This is a genomic window from Sporosarcina saromensis (assembly GCF_033253735.1).
Lineage (GTDB): Bacteria > Bacillota > Bacilli > Bacillales_A > Planococcaceae > Sporosarcina > Sporosarcina saromensis.
The window spans coordinates 1-24795 of sequence record NZ_JAUBDI010000033.1; the positions used below are offsets into that span (position 1 = coordinate 1).

19 protein-coding genes and 2 pseudogenes are annotated in these 24795 nt (G+C 37.6%); 9 read left to right on the plus strand and 12 right to left on the minus strand.

Features of this window, described 5'->3' with window-relative positions:
* Positions 1 to 303: pseudogene (locus tag QT711_RS18825) on the minus strand (transposase); the annotation flags it as partial.
* A 171-nt stretch (positions 304 to 474) separates the two neighbouring features.
* The gene (locus QT711_RS18830) at positions 475 to 1056 is read right to left on the minus strand and encodes a DUF6434 domain-containing protein (RefSeq protein ID WP_317946791.1); all 582 of its coding nucleotides are present in this window, start codon (positions 1054 to 1056) and stop codon (positions 475 to 477) included.
* A 291-nt stretch (positions 1057 to 1347) separates the two neighbouring features.
* On the opposite strand from QT711_RS18830, the gene QT711_RS18835 reads away from it, so the two are divergent.
* Positions 1348 to 2040: an ABC transporter ATP-binding protein gene (locus QT711_RS18835; protein ID WP_398296392.1), complete on the plus strand. Its 693-nt coding sequence runs from the start codon at positions 1348 to 1350 to the stop codon at positions 2038 to 2040.
* On the plus strand, positions 2037 to 5267 hold the full coding sequence (locus tag QT711_RS18840; protein ID WP_317946793.1) for an ABC transporter permease: 3231 nt from the start codon (positions 2037 to 2039) through the stop codon (positions 5265 to 5267). The genes QT711_RS18835 and QT711_RS18840 overlap by 4 nt, the downstream gene beginning before the upstream one ends.
* 587 nt (positions 5268 to 5854) lie before the next feature.
* On the opposite strand, the gene QT711_RS18845 is transcribed toward QT711_RS18840, so the two are convergent.
* The 3 genes from QT711_RS18845 to QT711_RS18855 form a co-directional block, all read right to left on the minus strand.
* The gene (locus tag QT711_RS18845; RefSeq protein WP_317946794.1) at positions 5855 to 6736 is read right to left on the minus strand and encodes an acetamidase/formamidase family protein; all 882 of its coding nucleotides are present in this window, start codon (positions 6734 to 6736) and stop codon (positions 5855 to 5857) included.
* A gap of 14 nt (positions 6737 to 6750) precedes the next feature.
* Positions 6751 to 8211, minus strand: coding sequence for a Na+/H+ antiporter NhaC family protein (locus QT711_RS18850; protein ID WP_317946795.1), 1461 nt, complete (start codon positions 8209 to 8211; stop codon positions 6751 to 6753).
* Positions 8212 to 8296: 85 nt separating this feature from the next.
* Positions 8297 to 9292, minus strand: coding sequence for a D-cysteate sulfo-lyase (locus tag QT711_RS18855; RefSeq protein WP_317946796.1), 996 nt, complete (start codon positions 9290 to 9292; stop codon positions 8297 to 8299).
* Between the two features lie 129 nt (positions 9293 to 9421).
* On the opposite strand from QT711_RS18855, the gene QT711_RS18860 reads away from it, so the two are divergent.
* A complete protein-coding gene (locus QT711_RS18860) occupies positions 9422 to 10309 on the plus strand; it encodes a LysR family transcriptional regulator (protein WP_317946797.1) in 888 nt (295 codons plus the stop codon).
* A gap of 42 nt (positions 10310 to 10351) precedes the next feature.
* The gene (locus tag QT711_RS18865) at positions 10352 to 10597 is read left to right on the plus strand and encodes a cold-shock protein (RefSeq protein ID WP_317946798.1); all 246 of its coding nucleotides are present in this window, start codon (positions 10352 to 10354) and stop codon (positions 10595 to 10597) included.
* Between the two features lie 445 nt (positions 10598 to 11042).
* Here the strand turns inward: QT711_RS18865 and QT711_RS18870 are convergent, their stop codons facing one another.
* Positions 11043 to 11153 (minus strand): putative holin-like toxin, encoded by a 111-nt coding sequence (locus QT711_RS18870; RefSeq protein WP_317946799.1) that lies wholly within the window; start codon positions 11151 to 11153, stop codon positions 11043 to 11045.
* A gap of 197 nt (positions 11154 to 11350) precedes the next feature.
* On the opposite strand from QT711_RS18870, the gene QT711_RS18875 reads away from it, so the two are divergent.
* On the plus strand, positions 11351 to 11692 hold the full coding sequence (locus QT711_RS18875; protein WP_317946800.1) for a toprim domain-containing protein: 342 nt from the start codon (positions 11351 to 11353) through the stop codon (positions 11690 to 11692).
* 334 nt (positions 11693 to 12026) lie between these two features.
* On the opposite strand, the pseudogene QT711_RS18880 reads toward QT711_RS18875, so the two are convergent.
* Positions 12027 to 13346 (minus strand): annotated as a pseudogene (locus QT711_RS18880) (IS4 family transposase).
* 582 nt (positions 13347 to 13928) lie between these two features.
* The gene (gene pdxR, locus QT711_RS18885; protein ID WP_317946801.1) at positions 13929 to 15398 is read right to left on the minus strand and encodes a MocR-like pyridoxine biosynthesis transcription factor PdxR; all 1470 of its coding nucleotides are present in this window, start codon (positions 15396 to 15398) and stop codon (positions 13929 to 13931) included.
* A gap of 305 nt (positions 15399 to 15703) precedes the next feature.
* On the opposite strand from pdxR, the gene QT711_RS18890 reads away from it, so the two are divergent.
* Complete coding sequence (locus tag QT711_RS18890) at positions 15704 to 16045, plus strand: toprim domain-containing protein (RefSeq protein ID WP_317946802.1); 342 nt, start codon at positions 15704 to 15706, stop codon at positions 16043 to 16045.
* Positions 16046 to 16226: 181 nt separating this feature from the next.
* Here the strand turns inward: QT711_RS18890 and QT711_RS18895 are convergent, their stop codons facing one another.
* From QT711_RS18895 to QT711_RS18905, 3 genes are read right to left on the minus strand one after another with little or no spacing between them, the layout of a single operon-like run.
* Positions 16227 to 17021, minus strand: a complete 795-nt coding sequence (locus tag QT711_RS18895) for a hypothetical protein (RefSeq protein ID WP_317946803.1) — start codon at positions 17019 to 17021, stop codon at positions 16227 to 16229.
* Between the two features lie 43 nt (positions 17022 to 17064).
* Positions 17065 to 18921 carry an ATP-binding protein gene (locus QT711_RS18900; protein WP_317946804.1) on the minus strand — a complete coding sequence of 619 codons (1857 nt, stop codon included), beginning with the start codon at positions 18919 to 18921 and terminating at the stop codon, positions 17065 to 17067.
* On the minus strand, positions 18905 to 20062 hold the full coding sequence (locus QT711_RS18905; RefSeq protein ID WP_317946805.1) for an SIR2 family protein: 1158 nt from the start codon (positions 20060 to 20062) through the stop codon (positions 18905 to 18907). Before QT711_RS18905 ends, QT711_RS18900 begins: the two co-directional genes overlap by 17 nt.
* A gap of 177 nt (positions 20063 to 20239) precedes the next feature.
* On the opposite strand from QT711_RS18905, the gene topB reads away from it, so the two are divergent.
* Positions 20240 to 22384 (plus strand): type IA DNA topoisomerase, encoded by a 2145-nt coding sequence (gene topB / locus QT711_RS18910; RefSeq protein ID WP_317946806.1) that lies wholly within the window; start codon positions 20240 to 20242, stop codon positions 22382 to 22384.
* A 71-nt stretch (positions 22385 to 22455) separates the two neighbouring features.
* Entirely contained in the window at positions 22456 to 23565 is a 1110-nt protein-coding gene (locus QT711_RS18915; protein ID WP_317946807.1) for an Ntn hydrolase family protein, read from the plus strand.
* Positions 23566 to 23753: 188 nt separating this feature from the next.
* On the opposite strand, the gene QT711_RS18920 is transcribed toward QT711_RS18915, so the two are convergent.
* On the minus strand, positions 23754 to 23990 hold the full coding sequence (locus QT711_RS18920) for a helix-turn-helix domain-containing protein (protein ID WP_317946808.1): 237 nt from the start codon (positions 23988 to 23990) through the stop codon (positions 23754 to 23756).
* Between the two features lie 142 nt (positions 23991 to 24132).
* On the opposite strand from QT711_RS18920, the gene QT711_RS18925 reads away from it, so the two are divergent.
* Positions 24133 to 24654, plus strand: coding sequence for a hypothetical protein (locus QT711_RS18925; RefSeq protein WP_317946809.1), 522 nt, complete (start codon positions 24133 to 24135; stop codon positions 24652 to 24654).
* Positions 24655 to 24795 lie beyond the last annotated feature (141 nt).

Below are 24795 nucleotides of genomic sequence, written 5' to 3' on the forward strand. Positions count from 1 at the left end.
TGAAGCAATAGATTACTTCTGGTTTTTGGCGAAGATGCCCATAGCCTTTTTTAGGATCGCGTTCTCTTCTTCCAGATCCCGTACCCGTTTCTGAAGATCACGTGTGGCCTCTTTCTCAGGTGTGCTGTAGCCACTACCGACAAAACTGCTGCCCTCTTTGTCTTCCTTATACTTTTTCACCCAGTTATGCAGCGTCTGTTCCGCGATACCCAGGTCTCTAGCTGTTTGTGCTACCGTTTTACCTGCATCCACAACCAACTTGGCTGCATCCATTTTAAATTCTTTGTCATACTGTCTTTTCATCTTTTTTCACTCCGCTCAGTTGGATAAGTTTATTATAACTCTCCCTATTCGCTGAGTCCTAATTTTAGAGTAGCATCAAACAGCATTTATATATTTTAACGATAAAACCGTTATAACAATTATAACAACTACTCTTTAAAATTCAAAAATTAAATGTTTTATATGATATTCCTATATTTCTTGTTCATTCCCTGGAATATACTTATTACTCCCCGGTAGCCTTTTAATTGTATGCCAAGCTTCTATTGCATCTGCTCGACTCTTATGTTTGTTAGTAGGATCCGCAAAATAATCTCTAATGAACTGGTTGTATTCAAACTGTGAGCCAATTTGCCTTTGATACGCCGGGTCTTTTTTTCGCTCTTCCTCTTCATGCCATGCGTTGACAACGTCCGAATAGGTCTTCCCTGCGTTTTCTCTAAAATAGTTTTGAATAAACGTTGAGAAATGAAAGTTCGGAATGACTGATTGAAAAAACGCTCGTACGGCTTGACTACAGCAGTGGTTATCCGAAATGATCGTGTCCAAACTGAGATGGGTATTCATCGCTTTCTTAGAAGGAGATTTTTCTTTCTGGATGGGTCTTTGAATTTCTCCTGTTTGCAAAAAGGCTGAAATTCTCTCCGTCAGCTCCATTTTCGATCCAGAAACACGCATTCCATTCTCTCTACAAAATGTTTGCAGCTCTTCTTTTAACCAATAATAATTGCGAAAATCTTGCGGGTATAACTCTTTGCTAAGTATCGGTCTCACGCAACGTACCTCCCTATCAAGTTACCATTATCATAGAACATTTGTTTGATTTTGTCTTTGATAATACTCATCAACGGTTGCTTTCATGCTAATAGACTTGCTAAACCTACTACAAACACATTACAGAACGGATATTTACTTTTTATTTTCAATAATCCAACATTTTTTTGTTTTTATGGTATATTATGAGAGACAACAATTTTCATTGGTACTGTTTAGCTATAAAATCTTTAAAAATAAGATAGTAGAAATGTATGGACAATATATTTTCAGTTTAGTCGGAGGGTGATAGTGATGAATGTTATCGAATGCAAGAATCTCCAGAAGGAATTTGAAGGGGATGGAACAACAACAGTCGCAGTAAACAATGTTAATTTATCTTTTCACAAAGGAGAATTCACTGCTGTTATCGGAACATCAGGTTCTGGAAAATCAACATTGTTAAGCCTTATTGGAACCTTAGACAAACCAAGTAAGGGAAAAATCACCTATGACAATGAGGAAATATTAAAGAAAGGCAAAAATAAAATAGCCGATTTTCGCTTTCAAGAAATTGGATTCATCTTTCAACAATTTCATCTTCTGCCTACCCTCACAGCATTAGAAAATGTTCTTACCCCTCTGTTTTCCAGAAAAGTCCCTTACGATAAAGTAGAAAGAGCTAAAGAAGTACTTAAGCAGGTTGGACTACTCGATAAAATGAATGCGCTTCCATCCCAGTTATCTGGTGGACAACAACAGCGAGTTGCTATTGCTCGAGCCATTGTACATAAACCAAGCTGGCTACTAGCGGATGAACCTACAGGAAATTTAGACACAGAAACAGGGGCTAAGATTTATGACTTATTAAAAGAATTAAACGAACAAGTTGGGTGCGGAGTTTTATTTGTGACTCATGATCCAGTACTTGCAGCGAAAGCAAACCGAATTATTACAATGAAAGACGGCAACGTACTTTCAGATAAAGTAGGGGCAACAATATGATTCGCTTTATATGGCAGAATTGGTGGCGGAGGAAAGACCGTTTTATTCTACTGATCATTGGTGCTTTTATCGTTAGTGCTGGTTTAACTTATTTAGTAGGACTGTCAGAAACGAATAAAGGAACAATTGTAGATAACTTACAACAACGATGGTCTGCCTCTTATGACATTGTTGTTCGGCCACAAGGAACTCGTAGTCTAACAGAGGAGAAGAAATTATTAGAGCCGAATTATCTAAGTGGGATGAGTGGAGGGATTAGTCTTGCACAATATGAAGCGATTAAGGATATACCAGGCGTAGAAATTGCTGCTCCCATTGCAATGATTGGGTATGCAGATTATCAAGTAGATTTTGGGTATGCAGAATTGCCGGAGGATGGTATTTACAGAAGGGTAATGGAGACTACTGTAGACAACGGATTGGATAAGAAAACGGATAGTGGGAATTACTATTTTGTAAGTGATGTCTGGAATAATATGAATAAAGGACCTGAGTATGGAGTGGGCAGCCCTCTGCCAGATTTAATAGTGAACTCGTTATCTCTTTTAGCTGGGATAGATCCTGAACAAGAAGCAAAACTTGTTGGTTTGGATGACGCAATTTTATCTTTAGGTTCCAGTAGATACTTTGATGATTCTGACGGCTATTACTTTAATAATATAAACGGCGGTCATCATGAATTCCCTATTATTGTCAACAAGCAATCATATGTGGATAAAGTGGAGAAGATTATCTTTGAACGCCTTGATATTGATATAACCAATGATAATTCGAATGAAATTATGGAAAAGGTAAAAGAAAACGGTGGAAAAGAATATTTGAACACAATCGACGGTGAGGTTATTGAGACGTTCTCCGTTACGGGCGAAGAAGTCTTCCATGAATTTATTAGTAACATGACTGGTGTGGATTGGAAGACTGGTGAAGTACTTTTACAAGCTCAAGAGACAGAAAACATAACGGGAGTGGTCTATAAACCAAGCCCAATATCGTTTCAAGAAATCGCTAGTCCCTATACAGATAGATGGCCGTATGCTTATCAGGTAATCCCATTTCAGAATGGGAAAAATGTTGGTGCGGTCTATAAAGACAAAGAATCTTATCGAGAACCAAGATATATTGAAGAAGAATTTATTGATTGGCCACGCATCAAACCAAACTGGATTGGCTTTTACGATGCGAGCAATTTATCTCTATCAAAGGATCCTACAAGCGAACTTCCAATGGAAACCTATCGACCCGCTACTGCTGAGTTTGTAATGGATGCAGAAGGCAACCCAATGAATCCACCTAAACAGCTACAACCAACAGGCGACCCGTATAACTTTTTAACTGATCCTCCAGGCATGCTCACAACGCTTGAAGCTGCTGAAAAGCTTCTAGGTGATGAGCCGATTTCAGCCATTCGTATCAAGGTAGCAGGTGTGGCCGATTTAAGCGAGGATAGCCAAGCAATATTAGAAAAGGTAGCTAAAGAGATTGAAAAGAGAACAGGGCTTATTACGGATATCACTTTAGGCTCTTCCCCACAATTAGCATTAACGTATGTTCCTGGTTTAAATGAGGAAAGCGATATCGGCTGGTTACAACAGCCTTGGGTAAACATCGGATCGTCTATTTCTATTTTTAAAGAAACGAAAATTGGATTTTCAGGTATTGTAGCGAGTGTTATAGCAGTCGCAATCGTTTATGTTTGGGCGTCAGGTATTGTGAATTTGCTAGCTAGGCGAAAAGAGTTTGCTGTTTTATTATCAATTGGTTGGCGACCTAGTCAGTTGAATCGCTTATTATTCTTAGAATCTATTATAATTGGTCTTTTTGTGGCATTTATCTCCTGGATTATGCTAGGTTTTGTGTATGTTTCGAGCAATGCTACGATATCTTTTGATCGTTTCTTATGGACTGGTTTATTTGGGCTAATTGTTTATCTGCTCGGCTCAGTCATTCCGATGCTAATGGCACGAAATATTTCCCCGTATGAAGCAATGCGCACGGGTGAAATCTCAAGTACAAGTAAGCGGTTGTTCCAAGCTAAAGGAATTAATCGTATGGCTTTTAATCATTTTATCGGAAAGTGGAAAAGAAGCTGTCTATCGATTATATCGATTGCCTTACCGACTGCCCTACTAGCCGTATTTCTGTATATCACATTTAGATTACGAGGAATTATGTACACTTCTTTACTCGGAGAATACGTAGCTTTGGAGATTGGCCCTGCACATTATGTTGCGATTATTGTCTCCTTAATTATTGCGATTCTTACTACTGCCGAGATTATGTGGCAAAACGTTTCGGAACGACGAGAAGAAATTTCATTACTTCAATCTATAGGATGGAAAAGATGGAGTATTCGTAGACTCATCTTAGCAGAAGGGGTTTTTAGTGGCCTATTTGCGGCAATAATCGGCTTAACGATTGCGTTTTCGATCATCTGGGGCTTATACAATGCCTTCCCAAAAGAAGAAATTGGTTTTATTTTACTGACAGGATTGATACCCGTCTTGATCGGACTAATCGGAACAATTCTCCCAGCAGAAAGGGCAGTTCGCATCGTACCCAATCAAGGGATTGGTGGAAATATTTCAAATCGAAAAGATGTGGAAAGACGTTTAAAATGGGTCGTACTCTCAACATCAATCGCATTGATAGGGACTTTCTTATTCACAATGATAAAAGTTGCGCCAAATATTGAGAACTCTAGCTCTGGAGTAGGCGCAGACGTAGAACAAGCTTTTACACCGACTGAAGGCAGTGTAGCGTCTAGTAACAAAGAAGATCAGACAACTTCTGATGAAGAAATAACAACTTCTTATGGCCTCTCAAAAGAATATTTAATTGAGTTTAACGAAGATGAATCCACAATAGATAAAGGTTGGGGGAGCACTCTGTTTTACGAAGCGAAAGAAATTGAAAGTGGTTTGCCTGAACCTGCCCCAGGAATGAAGAATATTGGCATCGAGTTTACCTTTGAAATACTGGATACGATGAAATACGAAATGTTCCCTAAACACGATTTTTCAATCATTGCCGGGGAAGAATCCTATCGTCCCAGTAACTTTAGTGTAATAGAGGCAATAGCGTGGGAAAATGAACAACAGTTAAATGGCTATCGAGGTGGAAAGTTACATGCAATTTTAGAATTCACGGTTCCTGATACAGTTAACAGCTATGGGTTACTATTAAGAAATGGGACTCTAGGAACTGGGATTCTGATTAGATTTGAATAAATCATCAAGATTTACAACTACGACTGATGCATTAGCCAGATGATTTAGCTATCGGGATTTCCAAAGTGCTCAGTGTTAAAGAAAATAGTGCCTCTTACGACCATAAAAACCGCCTCTTCGTTGTCTAGTCGGGTATGTATCCCTACTTTTCAACGAAAGGTGGTTTTAATTTAACTTTATAGCTTGTCTACTAATGTTAATAACCTATCAATTTTCTCTGATGTGGGTAAGTAAGCTCTATCTTTATTACATTCGAGATACTTCTCAAAGAACAGCTTTCCAGCCAGCAATAAAGTTCTAGAAGTTCATACCCTACGCACCCTGGTCTTTCAACTTTTGGGTTTGATAGAAATGTTTGAACCTTAATCATTTGAACTCCCCTTTTTATGGAGCAAGATATGTTAAGTTGGATAAACCGTGGAAATCCTACCTGTACGTAAGTTTACTCCAACTTGATACTGGATTCCGTTATACGTGTAGTATAACTTATTGGTGTAACCCCAACCGCCACGGATTGCCTGATTAATTGCTGTTGGATTGCTTTCAATAGGTTGTGTAACTAAGCATAAACACCTTCTGCCATTTTTCTAAATTGCAATCCATTCTTTAGGCAGTGCAATGCGTACGGTCACTTCAGGGTTAACGAGTTGACTAATACGTAAATCTCCTTTCGCACTCACTAGTCGATATGCATCGGCAAATTCTAGTCCGTTTTTCTGTTGAATGAGTCGAATTGCTTCCTTCATACATTTTTTTATAGCATCTTGAAGCTCTTTAGCACTCGCTATAATGATTACCTCATTAGAAGTTTTCACAATTGGCATGTTTAAATGAAACCCTTCAATTTTATTGACAGTCAGTGTCACTTTTCCACCGACTTCAACACCTGAGCCATTTAACTCACCATCTCCCATTGCAGCATGCAAGTCTCCTAAGGCAAGTAATCCACCTGGATGGAACACCGGCAAATATAATATATTCCCTTCCGTAATATCTTTCGTGTCCATATTCCCGCCGTGATCACCTGGTGTTGAATTCGGAACCGCTCCTATGTCCGGTGCAACACCTATGACACCAATCATTTTATTTGCTATGAATTGCACTGTTTCATTCAACGTAATGATATCGTTGTCAATTGGAAGTATTCTTGTTTGTGGTTCTCTTATATACTCGCCTAGCCAGCCTCTGTTCGGTCGGGTAGGCATAATGCCGTATTCACTCAGTTCTATCTTTTGAATATGAATTTCTAATAGATCACCTTTACTGACGTTTTCAATGAAGATTGGACCGGTTGCCGGGTTAGGCTTCAAATGGGGAAAATTAGTTAGTAAATCGTTCTCCGACTGTAAGTTGCCGCTATAGCAATCTATCGTCTCGACGATAAATGATTCACCAATACATACTGAAGCAACCGGTTTGTGTTCGTGTGAGAATTCGTAAATATAGTTTCCTTTAATGATACGCGTCATTGCCTTCCCTTCTTTCATTCCACTCTTTCTAACGTCATATATTCCGCTTGTTGCTTCTCTTTCACAAATCGTTCTTTCGTAATTTCCTCTAATTCTGCAGCAGTTGCAAATTTTCGATTCCAACCTGTTATGGCTGAGAACAAAAGTACAGCAAGCAAAGCCCATGAGTATGGATTAATGAACGCAGCAGCAATGCTAGGGGCAATGATTCCCCATTCACCAGCCGCTGAACTGATTGTACTATACCAAACAACGACAGCAATGTGCCAAGGCATTGTATAGAAAATTGTACACACTGCACAGTCCATTAAATTTGCACGTCTTGCAGGAGACAAATTAAATTTTTCACCGACCTTTTTAACAAAGGTAGGACCGACTAGTAATTCTGCAGGCGTATTTGCAGAAATAGGGATAGACACTAAGATTGTTGTAAAGATAATCGAAAGCTCTGCACTTCTTACTGTTTTAGCAACAACTTTTAATGTCCAATTGAGCAATCTATCCATGATACCGCTTTCAATTAAGATTTGCGTCACGGCTAGTACTAATAGAACAAAAACAATTACTCCCGTTACTCCTGTAATACCATCTTGAATGATTCCTGTCGTCTTATCTCTCGATGCGGGAATATGAAAGATTTGATGGAGCGTAATATGTTTTGTGAGAAGTCCAATTAGCATAGCAGTTAGATTTCCCCATATAAGCGATTCAATAATATGCCGTCCACGTAAAGATGAAACAAGTACGACCACTAAAGATAAGAGCATGAACAAACCAGAAGGGCTCAAACTAGCTCCCATATTCGGCAGTTCTTGAACTTTCCCACCTCCGCCAAAAATTCCGAGGATAATGAAAGTAAGGATTGCCGCCGTTATTGAGAGTGGAAAACGCGTCTTAACGACATCTTTCATTGTTGCTCCTTGTGTGGAAGCGGATACAATTGTTGTATCAGATATAGGTGCTAAGTTATCACCGAACACTGCTCCAGACAAAATTGCCAAAGCAAGCATCGTCGGATCTGCACCTAAGAAAAATCCTGCTGGGTAAAGGACAGGTGCTAAAGCGAGAATTGTACCTGTACTATCTCCCGTTCCCATTGAAAAAGTCATAGCCGCAACAAAAGCAATTAATGTAAATGCTACACCTTGCGCACCTGTCTCCAATCCAAACCACAACAAGCCTTCAACTAATCCTCCAGCAACCATCAAAACGCCAAAGACACCTGCAAACAAAGCTGCACAAACAATAATCATACCGTTCTTGTCACTAATCCCACGAATAATCGCTTCACAATAATGTGTTTTATTCTTCGCAAATAGGATGCCAAGGGCAAGGGCTGCCCAACCTGCAGCCCAAAATGGAGTTGTACCGCCCATGCCTGTTGCCGATAACCAAATTAGCCCAACCAATAATATTCCAATAGGTATTAATCCGCCATAGACCCCACCATACATTTCAAGACGTTTCTCTTCCATTTTCTCAATCCCTTCTATGATAACGTGGCATTCCTATTTGAGAAGCTTCACTTTCCACTTTGTACTCCTTTAACGATCATAGGTTTTATTGAAACAAGGATGTGTAATCATAGAGCGCAGGCGAACCACCTGTATGCAAGAACAGCACTTTTTGACCTTTTGAGAAATATCCCGTGCGAACTAAATCAATGAATCCAGCCATTACTTTACCGGTATACACTGGATCCAATAATATCCCTTCATGCTGTGCAAGCATTTCAATTGCTTCTGTCATTTTTTCAGTAGGAAGCGAATAGCCTGGTCCGACATAATCATCGTATACATTTACTGCACTCTTATCGATGGCATTTTCTACGTTTAGAAAATCCGCTGTTTTTTGAATGAGCTTGTAAACATTCCCTTCCTGTGTCTCCTTGTCCTTATTCACACTGATGCCGATAATTGGTATAGGATTGTTGCTTGCCCGCATGCCTACTGTTAATCCTGCATGCGTACCTGCACTTCCGCTAGGTGTCACAATACAGTCGATGTCCAAAGACTGGTCGAATAACTGCATCATCATTTCCTGTGCGCAAGCGACGTAGCCTGTTGCGCCAATTTCATTGGATCCCCCTCCAGGGATAATATAAGGTTTTTTTCCTTCACTACGAAGTTTCTCAGCGACCTTCTCCATTTCTTCGAGCATATTGGATCCACCTGGCACGACAGTAATCCCATCCGTGCCAAGTAAGTTGAATAAAAAATTGTTACCGTTAGAATTTCTATGATAACTATTTGGTACACGTTCTTCGAGCACGAGGTGACAGTCTAACTGTTCTTTTCTAGCCGCAGACAATGTCAAACGACAATGGTTGGATTGTACTGCACCGCATGTTAGTAAAGTATCTGCCCCTTTAGCTAGAGCATCGGCCACTAAGAATTCCAATTTCCTTGTCTTATTTCCTCCGCCTGTCAATCCAAGAAGGTCATCTCTTTTTATATAAATTTCAGGTCCTCCAAGATGTTCCGTCAAATTCTTTAAGTATTCAATCGGTGTTGGTCCGTAACTATACTTTCTTCTTGGTAATTTTGCTAAATTCATATGCAAACCCTCCAATGTTGTTTTAATCTATTGACTAATTAAAATATTAACATTAATATGTTGATAAATAAAATTACTTATTTTTGAGTTCATCATAAGAAAAACTAATGATGAAGAAAGCGGTGAAGCATGGATCGACTACTACATGTCTTTATAACAGTTGCAGAACAAAAAAATTTGACCCGCGCTGCTGAGAAGTCGTTTATTACCCAATCTGCCGTGAGTCAAAATATTAAACTACTAGAAGAGCATTTCAATTCCAAGCTCCTAGACCGGACGAATAAAAGGATACAACTAACTAAATCTGGTGAAATTCTCTACCTACATGCCAAACAGATTATGAAACAATACTCGCTTGCAGGCAGAATGATTGATGAGCTGAAAGAAGGAGTTAGCGGACCTTTAACAATTGGTTCAGGCTTTACTTTTGGGGAATACTTGCTTCCTACGATCATTTCGGCATTTATACTGCAGCATCCAAAAATCAATCCGAAGATTACAATTAAAAACTCTATACGGATTGCCAATCAAGTAAAACAAAAGCAATTAGATATTGGTATTATTGAACGTGAAATGTTTGACGATGAACTACTCACTGTCCCTTTTGCAGAAGATGATATGGTCGTCATCGTCCCTAAAGATTTTCCACTGGATAATGGAGCAGAAATTACTGTATCCGAATTAGCAGACTTAACGTGGATAATCCGCGAAAGCGGGTCGGGTACTAGACAAGTAACGGATACGATGTTCGCCCGTACACAATTAGCACCGAAAAAACTACTAGAGTTTGGGAGTACACAAGTTATCAAAGAAACTGTAAAAAAAGGCATTGGTATCTCTTTTATGTCGAAAGTATCCGTAAAGGATGAGATCGATAGAGGAGTAATGAAGGCGCTAACAATTGACACATACAAGGATTCAAGGACTTTTTACTATGTAACAAATAAGTCCCAACACGCCACAAAGGCATTGGAATTATTCATTCAACAAATTCGTGAAACCTCAGGTAGAAGGTAACAATTGGATTTTATTTAACCGGCAAAGGGAGGTCGAATTGATATGAAACGAGAAGGAATCGTTAAGTGGTATAAAGAAGATAAAGGCTATGGTCGCATTATGCTTGACGGGGAAGATGGGAATCACGTTTTTGTTCACTTCAGCGCGATTTCTCCTAATCATGAAACTTTTACTAATGGATTTAGATTTCTTAAACAAGGTCAACGGGTTTCTTTTGAGTTAGTCGAAAACCCAAATTCTACTGACCAAAAGCAAGTAGCAGAAAATGTGATGATTATCGCTGATTAGGAAGTCTAGATCGCAGATGTGTGTAGAAGCGTTCGCATGTCTCATTTGATGTAAGACTGTATTTATTGGGTCCTCTTCAGATAAATTTTGCTTCATCATAAGCCAACCCATTTACTCACATTATACTATGGTGGACTCTTGTTAACAGTTTTAAATCTACAGTTATATAGTATCGCAAAAAATATAGGGAGCACAAATTCATTATATAATTAGCAAACTGCCCGAAAATGACTTTTAGAGACTGCGCGATATAGACTTAAAACAGAACAAGCTCTCCAGTTGATAAACTGTATATTATTACTTATAATGAACATATACTAAAAAGACTGGATGCGCGAACACCCAGTCAATTGCAACTTACATCCGCTTGCAGAGCGGTTGGCTAGAAATAAGAATGTTAACAAGAAAAAGTAACTATCTCACCTATGCCAATAGCGGAGGATGGTTACTTTTTTCTATTGGTGTAGAGAGCAACTATTGCAACGATAGCTGTTGCCATCATAGCGAGGAACATTCCAAATTGTAATAGCATGTCCATTGCTTCGTAAGTCACCATGTAAACACCCCCTTTTCATTAAGGGAGTGCCACCGCCCATCCGCTAGAAATGTAGCTGCGACTACAAGTATATCATTTATATTGTTTTACTAGAAGGCAATTAATACACCTATCTTCCTTGCATAGCAACCCACCCCAAAATATGAGATAATGAATCCAACAGAACGAACGTACTACAGATCAATCGAGGTGCTCCCATGAAACCAGTTATTCTAGCTGAAAAACCTTCCCAAGCGAAAGCGTATGCAGACGCTTTTTCAGTGCGTAAATTTGAAGGGTATATGGAGATTCAAGCGTGTCCGATTTTCCCTAACGGGGCTTATATTACATGGGGTGTCGGCCACCTCGTTGAATTGAAAGAGCCTCATACGTATAACCCTGCTTGGAAACGTTGGTCGCTCGGCAGCTTACCGATTTTGCCGGACCGTTATGAGTTCCAGGTGGCAAAGGGAAAGTTTAAGCAGTTTCAAGTTGTGAAGAAGCTCATTAAGGGGACGGATACTGTTATTAATGCGTGTGACAGCGACTTATCTTCATAAAATCATGTGTACATAATAAACAATCTTATCCTTATTTAAATACTACATAGATATCTCGCTATTTTTTCATTTGTACATAAATAAAAAATGCGCATAATCAGATTTAACATCTAGATTTATGTGCATTTTCAAGTTTCTTTTATCTTTAATTCCCTAAATTGTTGACATTTAATTTGAACGATTGCTTAACCATTTCCGGTTAGTTGCCCCAAACCTTATCCTTTATGTTTTTATTAATTGTACAAGTATTTATATAAGTAGATTTAACAATATCAAAATCGAAACGTTCCAGTACTTTCAAACGGATGAATGGTATGCTTATAGATAGTTTTAGTCAACTTTCGCAGAGTGAAATCGGCAAATAAGCCCCGATATAACAAGGCAGTCCTTCCATCCAATGCATGACTTGCTTTTTAATCAGATTTTGGGTGCGCTTACCGATCTTTTGTAGGGCATCTTCAAGAAACCCGACTAATTCCTGCAATGCACAGGCCCAGTCAAGATCATCGATTTCGTCACACAGCTCATAAAATAATCCTCCAATTGTCCGTGGATCAGCTTCCTTGCGATGTTGCCAAGACAGTAGGATAAACCGTGTAAATACAATGGTTGTATGGCCAATCTGACTTCCATAGGATTGTGTTTGAAATTCAGTGGCTAGCTTCAAAAGCGACTTGCTCGTCTTAAAAAAGACTTCTATATCCCAGCGCATCCCATAGATTTTAATAATCTCCCGGTCGGAAAGCGTCGTGTCTGTGGAAAGGATGGCGAGCCAATCGCTTTTCTTATTCCGGTTGCTCACGAACACAATCTTCACCCGGATACCATCCGGAAGTTCACAGTAGATGGAACGAAGAATCCCTTTCTCTCCCCCTTGCCTGTGGGCCCGTTGGTAGAGCTGCCTTAGATCGAGAAGGTGCCCATCGATGAGGTAACGAGTTTTACTTTTTTTAACCATGCCAATCACACCTATGCCTTCCGCAAGGATCTGCTTTATCAGTGCAGGCATGGTGAACCAGGAATCCATCAGCAGGAAGTCCGCTTCGATTCCCGCATCTAATGCACGACGTACCATGCTGGGAAGCAGATCCGTAGATTTCTCAAGGGATTCCTTTCTACGCCGATAGCCAGTGGTTCGCTTATCAATTTTTTGAGAAATTCCGTTTTCCGTTTTTTTTGAGCTTTGAAGTGAGAAATCAATTGGCACGAACGTCCTGCCATCCGACCAGCCTAGGGTCAGCATCTTAAATCCTTTGTGGAACTTTCCCGATGCGTGGTCATACAGACGGGCAAGGAGCTCCACTTTCTTACTGCGGTCACGACGGTAGGCTGAATCATCTACAATTAGGACTTTTCCGATTGCCGTGCTGCTCAGTGATAAAAGGAATCTACGCCAGTTGAACGTCGGCCTCTCCAAGAATCAATAGACTGTATCTTTACCACGAAGGTCGGCTGCTTTTTTGGATTGCAGGAGGGAAAACCAGTTTCTGTGCTGAAAGATCAAGCAGAAAACGAGCCGGAAAAGATAGCTACAGGTAAACCAGTACGCTTTGGTGATGCCCGCTTTTCGCAGATGGCGATTCATTTCAAGCTCTTTAAAAGCTATTTCAGCTTCGTTTGGCATATGTATTTCACGTGTATTTTGGTTTATCATAGGGGAGACACCTCTTCTATGGTTTGTGTTGTGTGATGACTCCACTATACCAAAAAGAAGGGTGTCTTTCTTTATGTTAGGCCAATGTCAACCGTACTATTGCGTTACTAGCTAACCTTCAGTATTCACGTGGTTACAGTGATTTTTCAGGTACGAAAGTTGAGTTAGTAACTGTTCAATTCCCTCAAAAAGTGGTTGGTTTAAATAACCCTTAATTGGATGGTTCTCGAAAATGTTTTATATTATAAAATTATAACGATAGAATAAAAAATATTTATAAGAAGGAGTAAGTCATGACGGTAGCACTCATCGTTTCATTCATTTTTGTAGTTATTGTTTTAGCTGTCGGACTAATTATGACCATATCCGCAGCTAATTCTATGAATAAAGGTTACAAGGGTGAAAACAGTTTTTCTTCTTTGCTATGGACTTATGTTCTAGCAATCCCATTTATTATTATAGTAGTTCTTGTAGGCATATTTATAATTTATTAACAACAGAGGACGGTTCGGAACCAGTGAAATAGTACATGTCGTTCTCGTGTCTCAGTAACCGTCGAAGATTGGTGGGGGAACTAAAAAGTTATTGAAGTTCTCTAGAATTTACATTTTCAAACATTCCCCCATTATTTCTTAGCGCGTAGACAAACCTAGAAATGCCTTCTTTTATTGAAGCTACGTTCCCTTTGCCATAAGTAAATCGAATGTATCCATTTTTCGAGCCCATTATTCTCCCAGGTACAAATGAAACGCCTTTTTTCATGGATTCTTCAAGTAACTTATATTCATCAATTTCGTGATTCATTTTACACCATAAATGAATTCCGCCTTGTGGCACTAAATATGTAACCTCATCTTTAGATAAGCTGTCCAATGCCAAAATTAACGCATTCCTTCGCTCTCTCAGTTGAATCCTTAAATCTGAAACGTGTTTGTCAAATTGGGGGGAATCTAGAAATTGATTTGCTATCCATTGCGGAAAAACACTATGGCCAAAGTCAATTTGCTGTTTGCCGTCTGACAAGCGTTTAATCACTTTTTCCGGACCAATAATCCAACCAATGCGCAGTCCTGATGCAACCACTTTTGATAACGAACTAATGTATAAAACATTATCATTATCGTCCATTGACTTTAACGTAGGTCCAATGCACCCGTCGAATGACGTCAAATTATAAGGATCATCCTCTATTATGGGGAAACCGTGCTTTGATGATAATTCCAATATTCTCTTTCGGCGTTCCAGCGACATTTTCGTGCCAGTAGGATTTTGATAATCAGGATTTAAGAAGAGCATACGAATTCGATGTTTTCTTTGTAAAGCTTCAATATCATCAGGATTTACACCATGTTGATCAACTGGGAGTAAGAGCGTTTTAACACCAAATGATTGAAAGATCGGTAAAGAGAATGCATAGGATGGGTCTTCAATCGCTACTGTATCCCCTGGTTTTAACAAGCATTGAACGATTAGGTGTATTGCTTGCTGGGCACCCGATGTAATCAATATGGAGTCCGGCTCAACTACCATACTTTTATAAGTTTTCATATGTTTACAAATGGTCTCTCGTAATCCCGCATCGCCTAAAGGATGATCGTAACCTAAATGCTCATCAAATGCATACTCCTTAAGAATCCTAGAGAATTGGACGTTAGGTAGTAAATCTGTTGCAAGTTCCCCGCTTGATAGGTTAATCACTCCTTTTTGCTCAGTTTCATTACGAAGTTTTTGTACCAACGGAAGATTCGGAAGAAATGAGCCATCCTCTACATATCTCCCCCAATTGGGAACCCTTTTATGAGTTAGCCCCCATATATCAGTATTTATATACGTGCCGCTTCCTATCTTTCTGACAATTAATCCGACTGCCTCTAGCTCATCATAAGCAGTCACTACCGTACTTCTATTAACCTGTAAGTTTTTTGCCAACTCACGTTCAGATGGCAATGGCTGGTCCTGAGATAAATCTCCCGATATAATTGCATTCTCTATTTGTTCTACAAGTTGCCTATAAATAGGTTTTTTTATTGAACGGTCTAGCATGAATTGCATTATACCCCACCCTTTATTTGTAAGTTTTCATATAACAAATTATGTATTATGCTCATAATGATACAGTAAATGCTATTATATCATCTCCTGACATCAGTATCCTGTAGTAGTGTTAAAGATGACCTTGGCCATGAATCTGATGACAGTCACTCAAACAAATGAAACAAACGTGAATTTCCCCACTTGTTCACCTTTTATGAAGATTAATCTCACTTTAGATCCTTCCTCCCAACTCGTAAACTTCGTCCATTTATGCGATAATAACAGAACGAACGTTTCATCATATAATGAAAGGAGGGGCTAGTGTGAAGCCAGTCATCCTAGCCGAAAAACCTTCTCAAGCGAAAGCGTATGCGGACGCTTTTTCCGTGCGGAAGTATGAGGGGTTCCTCGAGATCAACCCGTGTCCGATCTTTCCGGAAGGTGCCTATATCACATGGGGCGTCGGTCACTTGGTCGAGTTGAAGGAGCCGCATGCATACAACCCTGCTTGGAAACGGTGGACGCTCGGAAGTCTGCCAATCCTACCCGACCGATATGAATTTCAAGTAGCGAAAGGGAAGTTCAAGCAGTTTCAGATTGTGAAGAAGCTCATTCGCGGGACAGATACGGTCATTAATGCGTGCGACAATGACATATCTCCATAAAATATTGTGTACACAATAATAAATTACATCCTTATTACTGTATTGTATAGAGATCTGATAATAATTTAATTTTCACGTAAATATAAAAATGCACATAATCAGATTAAATACCTGGAATTATGTGCATTTCTCAAAAAAGCAGGGATTTTATAATCCTCTAATTCATAACCATTTAACCAAATTAAAAATAATTTTGATCATATCTCCTTAAAGTTTCTAGCGTTGAAATTTGCACAAGATTAAGTCGAAATATTGAATCATCCTCATTTGAAAGCCCGGGATGAGATCCCTCTGGATGAAGTCTTTTCCAAAACGTCTCGAAGAATCCTTGTCCATTGTCTAACCACTCATTTAACCCTTTATAAAATACCGGTGGATTACATTGAGATAATGCAGTTCTCGCTGAATGGCTATCGCTAAAAGAGAGTCCAGTTATTTTTTCAGCTAATGTGTTAAACAATTCCTCTACATAACTCCTTAACTGACTATTACAAGCTGCCCAATCACCGCGGTTAAATGCGTTATTCGCTTGATTATAATGACCCTTTGCTACGTCTAGGTTGTGCTTGTCAAGTAACTTTCCCAATAAAGTTTCATTGGTATTAAAATCTATGTCTGTATCAAATGTTCTAGTTAATATACCATCTTCTATTACAAATCCATCTTTTAGTAGAAGTCTCCTTAACTGCGGATAATCAACAAATTCATTGTTGTCGGTATCAAAATGATAATTATTTGATACTGTCTTGCTAATAACATCTTCCACAATTTCATATGTCAGATTGTCACCTAGAATTCCTGGTGTTTGTGGATTTTCTAATAAAAATCTACCAATAGCGAGTACCCTTTCATCTTTATTGCTTCCTACAGCTATTTTATCTAATCCATATCTGAAAGCATATGTGTTCAGGGTTGCGTGAGTATTAATGTCACGTAATAAAAACATAATATCCATGATCGTTGCTCTCGAAAACACGTTTATTCCTCCTTTTTCAATGATTGTAAAAACGGATATATTTTTACGACTGACTTTCCTGTAAATGACGCTCTTCTATTATTTGGTCCATATCTATTCTCCATACATCAGAAGGTTTAACAGTCATAGAATGCTTCCCGTACTCAGCACCATCAATAATTAATTCCATAGGGACTGAAAAGGCTTCACCAACTAATAGTGCTGATCCCGTCTTCAAGTACGAAATTCTAATTAGTTGTGAATCGCTAATGTATGGAATACTTTTTCTCATTTGATCTATATCAATGTTATTTCTGATCCTATGTAGGATAAAGTTGTTACATTGCGATAGTACAGTTTTAGAAAGTTCGCTTGGCCTTTGGCTTACCAATACCATGAATATCCCAAACTTCCTTCCCTCTTTAGCGATCTGTTCAAATATCTTTAATGACCGTAAATTGTCCCCATTGTTACTTTCGCTTATATATTTATGCGCCTCGTCAAAAACAAAATGTACTAGCTTGCTTGGGATGCCAATCATCTGTCTAACTTCTTTTTGCTGGTTGTAAATGAAGCTCAATATATAACCAGTAAAAAATAATAAATCTGTATCATTAATATTAGAACACTTAAAAATAGTAAAACTTTTATCTAACTCTAATATTCTTTGAAAATTTGCTCTCTTCTCAACATTGTTATCAAACATTGTTTGTGAATATGTTGCTAACAAGTTTTCAATTCTTGTAACAAGTGTCGAACAATAAGAACGAACTTGAGCGTTTCCTTTCATTTCTTCAAAAAGAAATATAATATCAATACCAGTTATTAAATTTCCTAAGTTGCTAATTGAACAATTTGCAGAATCAATTAACTCTTCAATTCTAACTTTACATTCTTGATATTGATATCCTGATTGAGCTAAAATAAACTCTTTTATCGTCTCCTTAAATACCCTCTCGTCATTAGTACGTGAATCAAAATTTCCAAACTGCGTGTATGTCCCTAAAATCTTGTCCATACCGTCAATACCAAGTTCACTCAAAAGGCCAATTATTTTGGATCTTTTCGCTACGGCATCAGTCTGAATATTATTATACAATTCTAGTGCACAGAATGCTTTAATCCAATTGTTTTCAACTTTCTCCTGTTCTAATAAATTCGCCATTCTCAATCCGTGCATTAATATTGGTAACTGAATCGCCGAGGAGGGTTGCACCAAATTAATCCAATCGTCAATCCCAAGTGTCTCTAAAGGGATTGCGATATCCTCCATCATAACCTCACCTACATACTGTTTAGGAAGGCTTTCGTATTCTTCGTGTACATCAAAAATAACAAAATTCACTTTATCAATATCTATCTCCATTTTTTCTGACAAATGAACAATTTCATGTAATAGCTTTCTGGCTGTAGTAGATTTACCAGATCCCGTATTACCTAAAATACTCATATGATGTGAGAGTAAATTATCAATTGAAAACCTAGGTAAATAATTGTTGTGGGTTGCCATTGTTCCTAAAGGTATTGAAATACATTCATTATTTAATTGTAAGATAGTTTCTATATCTTCGTTGATGGTCATAAAAACATCATTTCCAATCATAGGAAATCTAGATAATCCAAACTCAAACTTGTCATTTTGAATTTCACCTAATGGTGTAGCTTCGAAGTAAGCCTTCCCAGAAAACTTCGATTCCTCTTCGTCCTGAATATATGGTTTTTCTTGTTCATACAAACTTACTATCTGATATACAAACTTTTCAAACCTTGACTTATAAATCGTAATAAATGTATTAATCCCTTCACACATATATAAATCACCAAGAAAGTTATGGTCTACCTTCGAAGTGTCCGGTATTTCAATAACTATTTTATTTGGAAAGACCTTACTAACAATACCTATACTATTTTGATTGAGCATACTGTTCACTCCCTGATAAGAACCGAATTACATTTTTAAAGTGATGACCATCTGCTTTTCCAGAAAAATTACCGCCAATAAAATGGAAGTTTCTTTTCTCTTTATGGAGATCAAAAAATTGGGATGCAGCAATCTCTTCTTTGTTACCAAAAACAATTAAATTAAAGTCTTCATTATTTAACGCTTGAGTAATTAGTTGATTGATATGTGTGTCTGGAAAACCATAACCAACAACAATCAATGTTGAATTCTTTTTTTGAAGGTTTATTGTCAGTTCGCGAAATAGTTCTGAGTACGGGGATTGCTGAGTCTCCAAATGTTTATTTATCGTTGGATAAATCATGACATCGGCATTTTCATCAGAATTTGATTGCACAATAGAATTTATTGTTTCATTGTATTTCCAATCTATCGAACCATGAATTTTATACAACTTTACATAACGACGAATAACATTCCATTTATCTTTATACCTATTTTCATCATCAACCAATCTTAGACGATATACTGATGGATCAAAAACACGGTTCACACTTCCACGGAATCCATTCGTATATTGAATTCCTAGATTCTCCATGGCAACTTCATTAAATAAATCATAGTTTGTTGTGAAGACGTTAACTGGTGCCATTTTTTTGAATTCCCGTTGTGAAAATATGGTACTGTAAAAGTCGCGATAATTATCTAGCGCCACATCAATTTCTTTATTGATACCTTTTACGTGACCTTTTGGCATCGAATCTAGCAAACCTTTCTTTGTTGTATCAAAAGCATTTTTAAATTTAATGCCTTCCTGGGTCTCTTCTCCTAAAAATGTAATAGCATTTTTTAACCAGTTTAAATAGTTTTCAATATCCAAACTTTCACCAGAGTAATCACCCAGAACTTCTTCTTGAAGAATTCCTTTCTTTAATTTATCAAAAGTCCATCCCATTAAAGGAACTGCTGGAAGAGAACAACCTGAACCAATAAAGAAGTGGAGATTCTCGCTATTACACTTTCGTTGTATAAAAGTTGTGACTTTTTCCTCTTGGTCTTTTATTGACAAACCACCAAGGAGATTTTTACCTAATCGATAATGGTACAGGTTTGGATAATAGTCTTGCTCCATCGTCATCTTTGTTCCATTCCCTTCAATCATTTGATAGAATTAAAAATACGAAAATTAGTTCGTATATATCATATCATATTTATAGTGAGTTTGCGGAATATGCAGACGAATGACAGGAACATTGGAATAAGTGGCGCCAGAATTGTTACATATAATGATTACGTCAATAACAATAATAATTAGCACATCTACAAAGAGGTGACTTCTATGACTAGAATAGCAATCCTAGCCGAAAAACCATCACAAGCAAAAGCATATGCAGATGCTTTTTCAGTAAAAGCTCGTCACAAAACGCATATTGAACTAAACCCATGCAGCACCTTTCCTAACGGCGCGATTATTACGTGGGGTATTGGACATTTAGTTGAGTTGAAAGAGCCAAAAGAATATCGAAAAGAATGGGCTTCTTGGAATTTAGCGTCTTTGCCCATTCTGCCAAGTAGATATGAGTATAAGGTTTCCTACGATAAGAGGGTTCAGTTCAACTTTATTAAACAACTGTTCAATGATCCTTCCATTTCAACGATTTTAAACTGCTGCGATTGCGATCGTGAAGGATCTAATATCTTCTATTCTATCTACTACATGACAGGTGCGAGGAATAAGACGATTAAGCGCCTATGGATCAACTCATTGGAAGTTGATGAAGTACGTAAAGGATTCAATAACCTTCAAGATAATAAAAAAGACCTGCTGCTTTATTACGAAGCAAAAACACGACAAGTTAGCGACTGGCTCGTTGGAATGAATGGAAGTCGGCTTTATACCCTTCTGTTACAGCAAAAAGGCTTCACAGAGAGCCTTTCGATTGGACGGGTTCAATCGCCAACGGTCTATCTCATTTATCAACGGCAAAAAGAAATTGAAAGCTTTGTTTCTACCCCTTTCTATGAAATCGAAGGGAAGTTCACTGCTAAAAGTGGAAAGTATAAAGGAAAAGCTAAGATTAAAAGCGATAAAAAAGATGAAGTCCAGCAACTTTTGCAACAGCATAACATTTTGGAGAAAAATGAGGGATTTGTAAAATCTATAACGCAGAGAGAGAAGCGTGCCAAATCTCCAAAATTACATGCCCTATCGACGCTACAAGCTGTCTCAAATAAGAAATGGAGGTATAGTCCTGCAAATGTACTAAAGCTTGTACAGGGACTCTATGAGAAGAAACTTGTCACCTATCCAAGAACAGATACACAATTCATTACTGACAATGAGTTTGCCTATCTCGCGGATAACGTAGAACGCTATCAACAAATTGCTGGTATCTCGTTCCCAATTGCTTCAAAACGACCAAACAAACGGTATGTTGACAATTCCAAGGTCCAAGAGCACTACGCAATCGTTCCGACAAAAAGCATACCAACCGAAAGAAAGCTACAAGGATTATCCATTGAAGAACGTAACCTATATTTTGAAATTCTAAAAACAACATTGGCCATGTTTCATTCAGATTATATTTATGAAGAAACAAAAGTCATCACCGATGTGAATGGACTAGAATTTGAAACTACTGGAAACACGGAGATAAGCAAAGGATGGAAAGAACTCTTCACAGATATAAAACAAGAAACTGTTGATAGAAAAAAAGAGGCTATGCAAGCAATCCCAGTGCTTTCAAAGGGTGAAAAGGTATTAGGTGTCGTAAAAATGATTGAAGGTATGACAACGCCTCCTAAACCATACACAGAAGGTCAATTAATCGGGATGATGAAGACTTGTGGTAAAACTGTTGAAAATGAAGAAGAAATGGAGATTTTAAAAGAAGTTGAGGGTCTTGGTACTGAAGCAACCCGAAGTGGAATTATCGAAACGATTAAAAGACATGGATATATCACAGTGAGTAAGAATATTGTTAGTGTCACTCCCAAAGGGAAGATTCTCTGCCAATCCATAGAAGGTAATCTTCTTTCTAGTCCATCCATGACGGCAAAATGGGAAGCATACTTAAAGAAAATCGGTAATGGGGAAGGCTCACCAGAACATTTTATAGCTACGGTTGCAAGGTTCATCAATAAACTAATCCAAGAAGTTCCTAGTCAATTACAAGTCCAAGCATTAGAACAAAATATCACAGCTATCCAGAAAGTCAGCGTCATTGCTCCTTGCCCTACTTGTAAAAAGGGAAATATAGTTCAAAGAAAAACGTACTACAGATGCTCCGAACATGAAAATGGCTGTAAACAAACCTTTCCAGGGCAAATGTTAGGGAAGAAATTAACGGAAAAGAATATCAAAGATTTATGTACCAAAGGGAGAACTAGCATGATTAAAGGAATGAAGTCAAAAGCCGGGAAAAAGTTTAGTGCAGCATTAAAGCTCGAAGATGATAAGATTAAATTTGAATTTATTAAATAGCTTAGTATTCAATCAACAAATTTTTCATTGCGATTAATATTAGAGAAAAATATCTTAAGGAGGCTAAGGACTTGACATATTGTGTTGGTTTCAAGTCTAAAACAGCAGTATTTTTAATCTCAGACAGTTTAATCTCAGGTGGATATGATAAAGAAACTAGGGAAGCTTTTGGCACACATACAACGTTCGGTGAACTAGTTGATGAGGAAGACAACATTATGCAGGATACTAGGTATAAAGTTTTTAAATTGCCTAATAATGTATTGGCAACGTTCGCGGGCGATCTTGAGGATTCGCTAGAAGCACTTGCAATCTTGAGAAATGAGTTAGAGCAGGGATTAGACCCTATAAATGCTTTTAAAAGTGTCATCGCATCCGGACCGTTTACCCATATAGAATTATTACTGGGATTTATGCATCAAGGTGAACCTAAGTTATACTCTTATAATCGCATGGATAGCGGTCTATTTAGGGAAGAACATTCTATAATACACATCGGTAGTGGACAAGAGCACCCATATTTAACTGAAAAAACATCACAATTTGCTAGTTTTCTAGTAGACAATCACGGTGATGAAAAATCTTTCATCTATATGCTTGCATTTTTACAGAACTTCGCAATTAAAAATCCATTAATATCCTTAGGAGTCGGTGGTTTTTACTATGGAGGTTTTGTAAATCTCTCAGGGATTCGAAGAATGTGGAATACAACTTATTTAATGTATGCCGTAGCACCAAAAAACGGAAATCGAAATCTCTTTTTAAACTATCAGATATCATTAAATAGAAAAGACGATTTATTATTAGTTTCATCCAGCTTTTTAAACCACCATAGAATTTACTTTCAGGAGATTGATTCTGAAGATTCACCGGAACTTCCCGAGTTACAGAAACGAGTGAATGAGCTGAAAAATGATTATTGGGATGGTAATTTTAATTTTGTAATTTTATTAAACCAATTAAATTATGGGTTTACCATATGCTATATGGACAATAAGGATAAGTTACCGGAAATTGAGATAACAACTGATAGAACTAAAGGTGAAACTAATTATCGATTGTCGTTGGATTTAGCTAATTATTTATTAAATCCTCCTACTGTAAAAGAAACCGATTTAGAACCAGAATGGGATAGGAGTAATCCTGCTCACCTTGAAATTCCAATAAGGTGGTTTGCATAAAATATTAATAACGTGCAACTGGTTAATTGACTTCTTTGAAAAACCAAGACAATTTATAAATATAAAGAGCCATTTCTAATCTACAAAATGGCTCATTGTTTCTAATCTGATAAGGTAGCACTTAGTGTACTGTTTCATTTTTACCAACCCTTAATTTAACCACTACTACTGATTAAGGTATAAGAAAGTTAATCTACATTCAAATTGAAAAGCTCTTCAGTTAAACTAATTAAATCACTTGGTCTTTCATCCAATCCTTTCGCCAACTCAAATATTGTATTGATAGTTGGCTTCCTTTTTCCTCTTTCCATAAGACTTATATATGTACGATCTAATCCACAGATATATGCAAGTTCCTCCTGCGATAAAGAATTTTCCATCCTGATTTTTCTCAGTATTTTCCCAAAAGCTTGTTCAACTTCCATTGAATCTACACCACACTCTTTTTCTTCATACTCAAAGAAATGTGGTGTTCAGTCCACGGACTATAGTCTACAAGAAAGGCCCAGGTATGCTACAATATCAATGATATCAAGCAGCTCGTATTTGAAGAAAGGGATGAAGAAGTTGGATGAAATGATTTCTTTAATTTTGGCATCAAAACTACCTGATCAATTAAAAGAATATCTTAAGAGTAGCTCGCGGATCAAAGAAATAATCAGCACAGAAAAAATTATGGAGATCGAGGACTTGTACATTTTCTATGATTCCTTGTACACCTTTGACACCTCCGAATTTAGTGCCTACACAATTACCTCATTACAAAAATGCAAAGACTTAGATGCATTTTACTACTATCTAAAAAAAGTGATTGATACAAATCTAGAACTTGAAACCAAAGATAATAAAAGAAAAGATCATGAATCAAACCATAAATCTATGCCATTTAAATTCCAGGAGGCTACTAAGGAATTCTGTTTATTAATCGATAAAGTGTATAAAAATGACGAGGATATTAATCTAATTGCTACTTACAAAAGCCTAGGGAAAATGGAATTGATATATGACCTTTTTCAAAACCAATATCATAAAAATATACTTGATAGCGGCAAGAAAGTTCTTGAGAAGTATACAAAGCCAAACGAATAGCATTAATTTGAGTTATTCGAATCGATTTCATAATTCCTCTTTTTAAAAATACAAACAAGGGCAGAATTTATAGATTGTATTTCAAAAAACAAGAATCATGCGGCTTGAATGTGGTTCAATCGTGCCCCAATCCTATCGGCG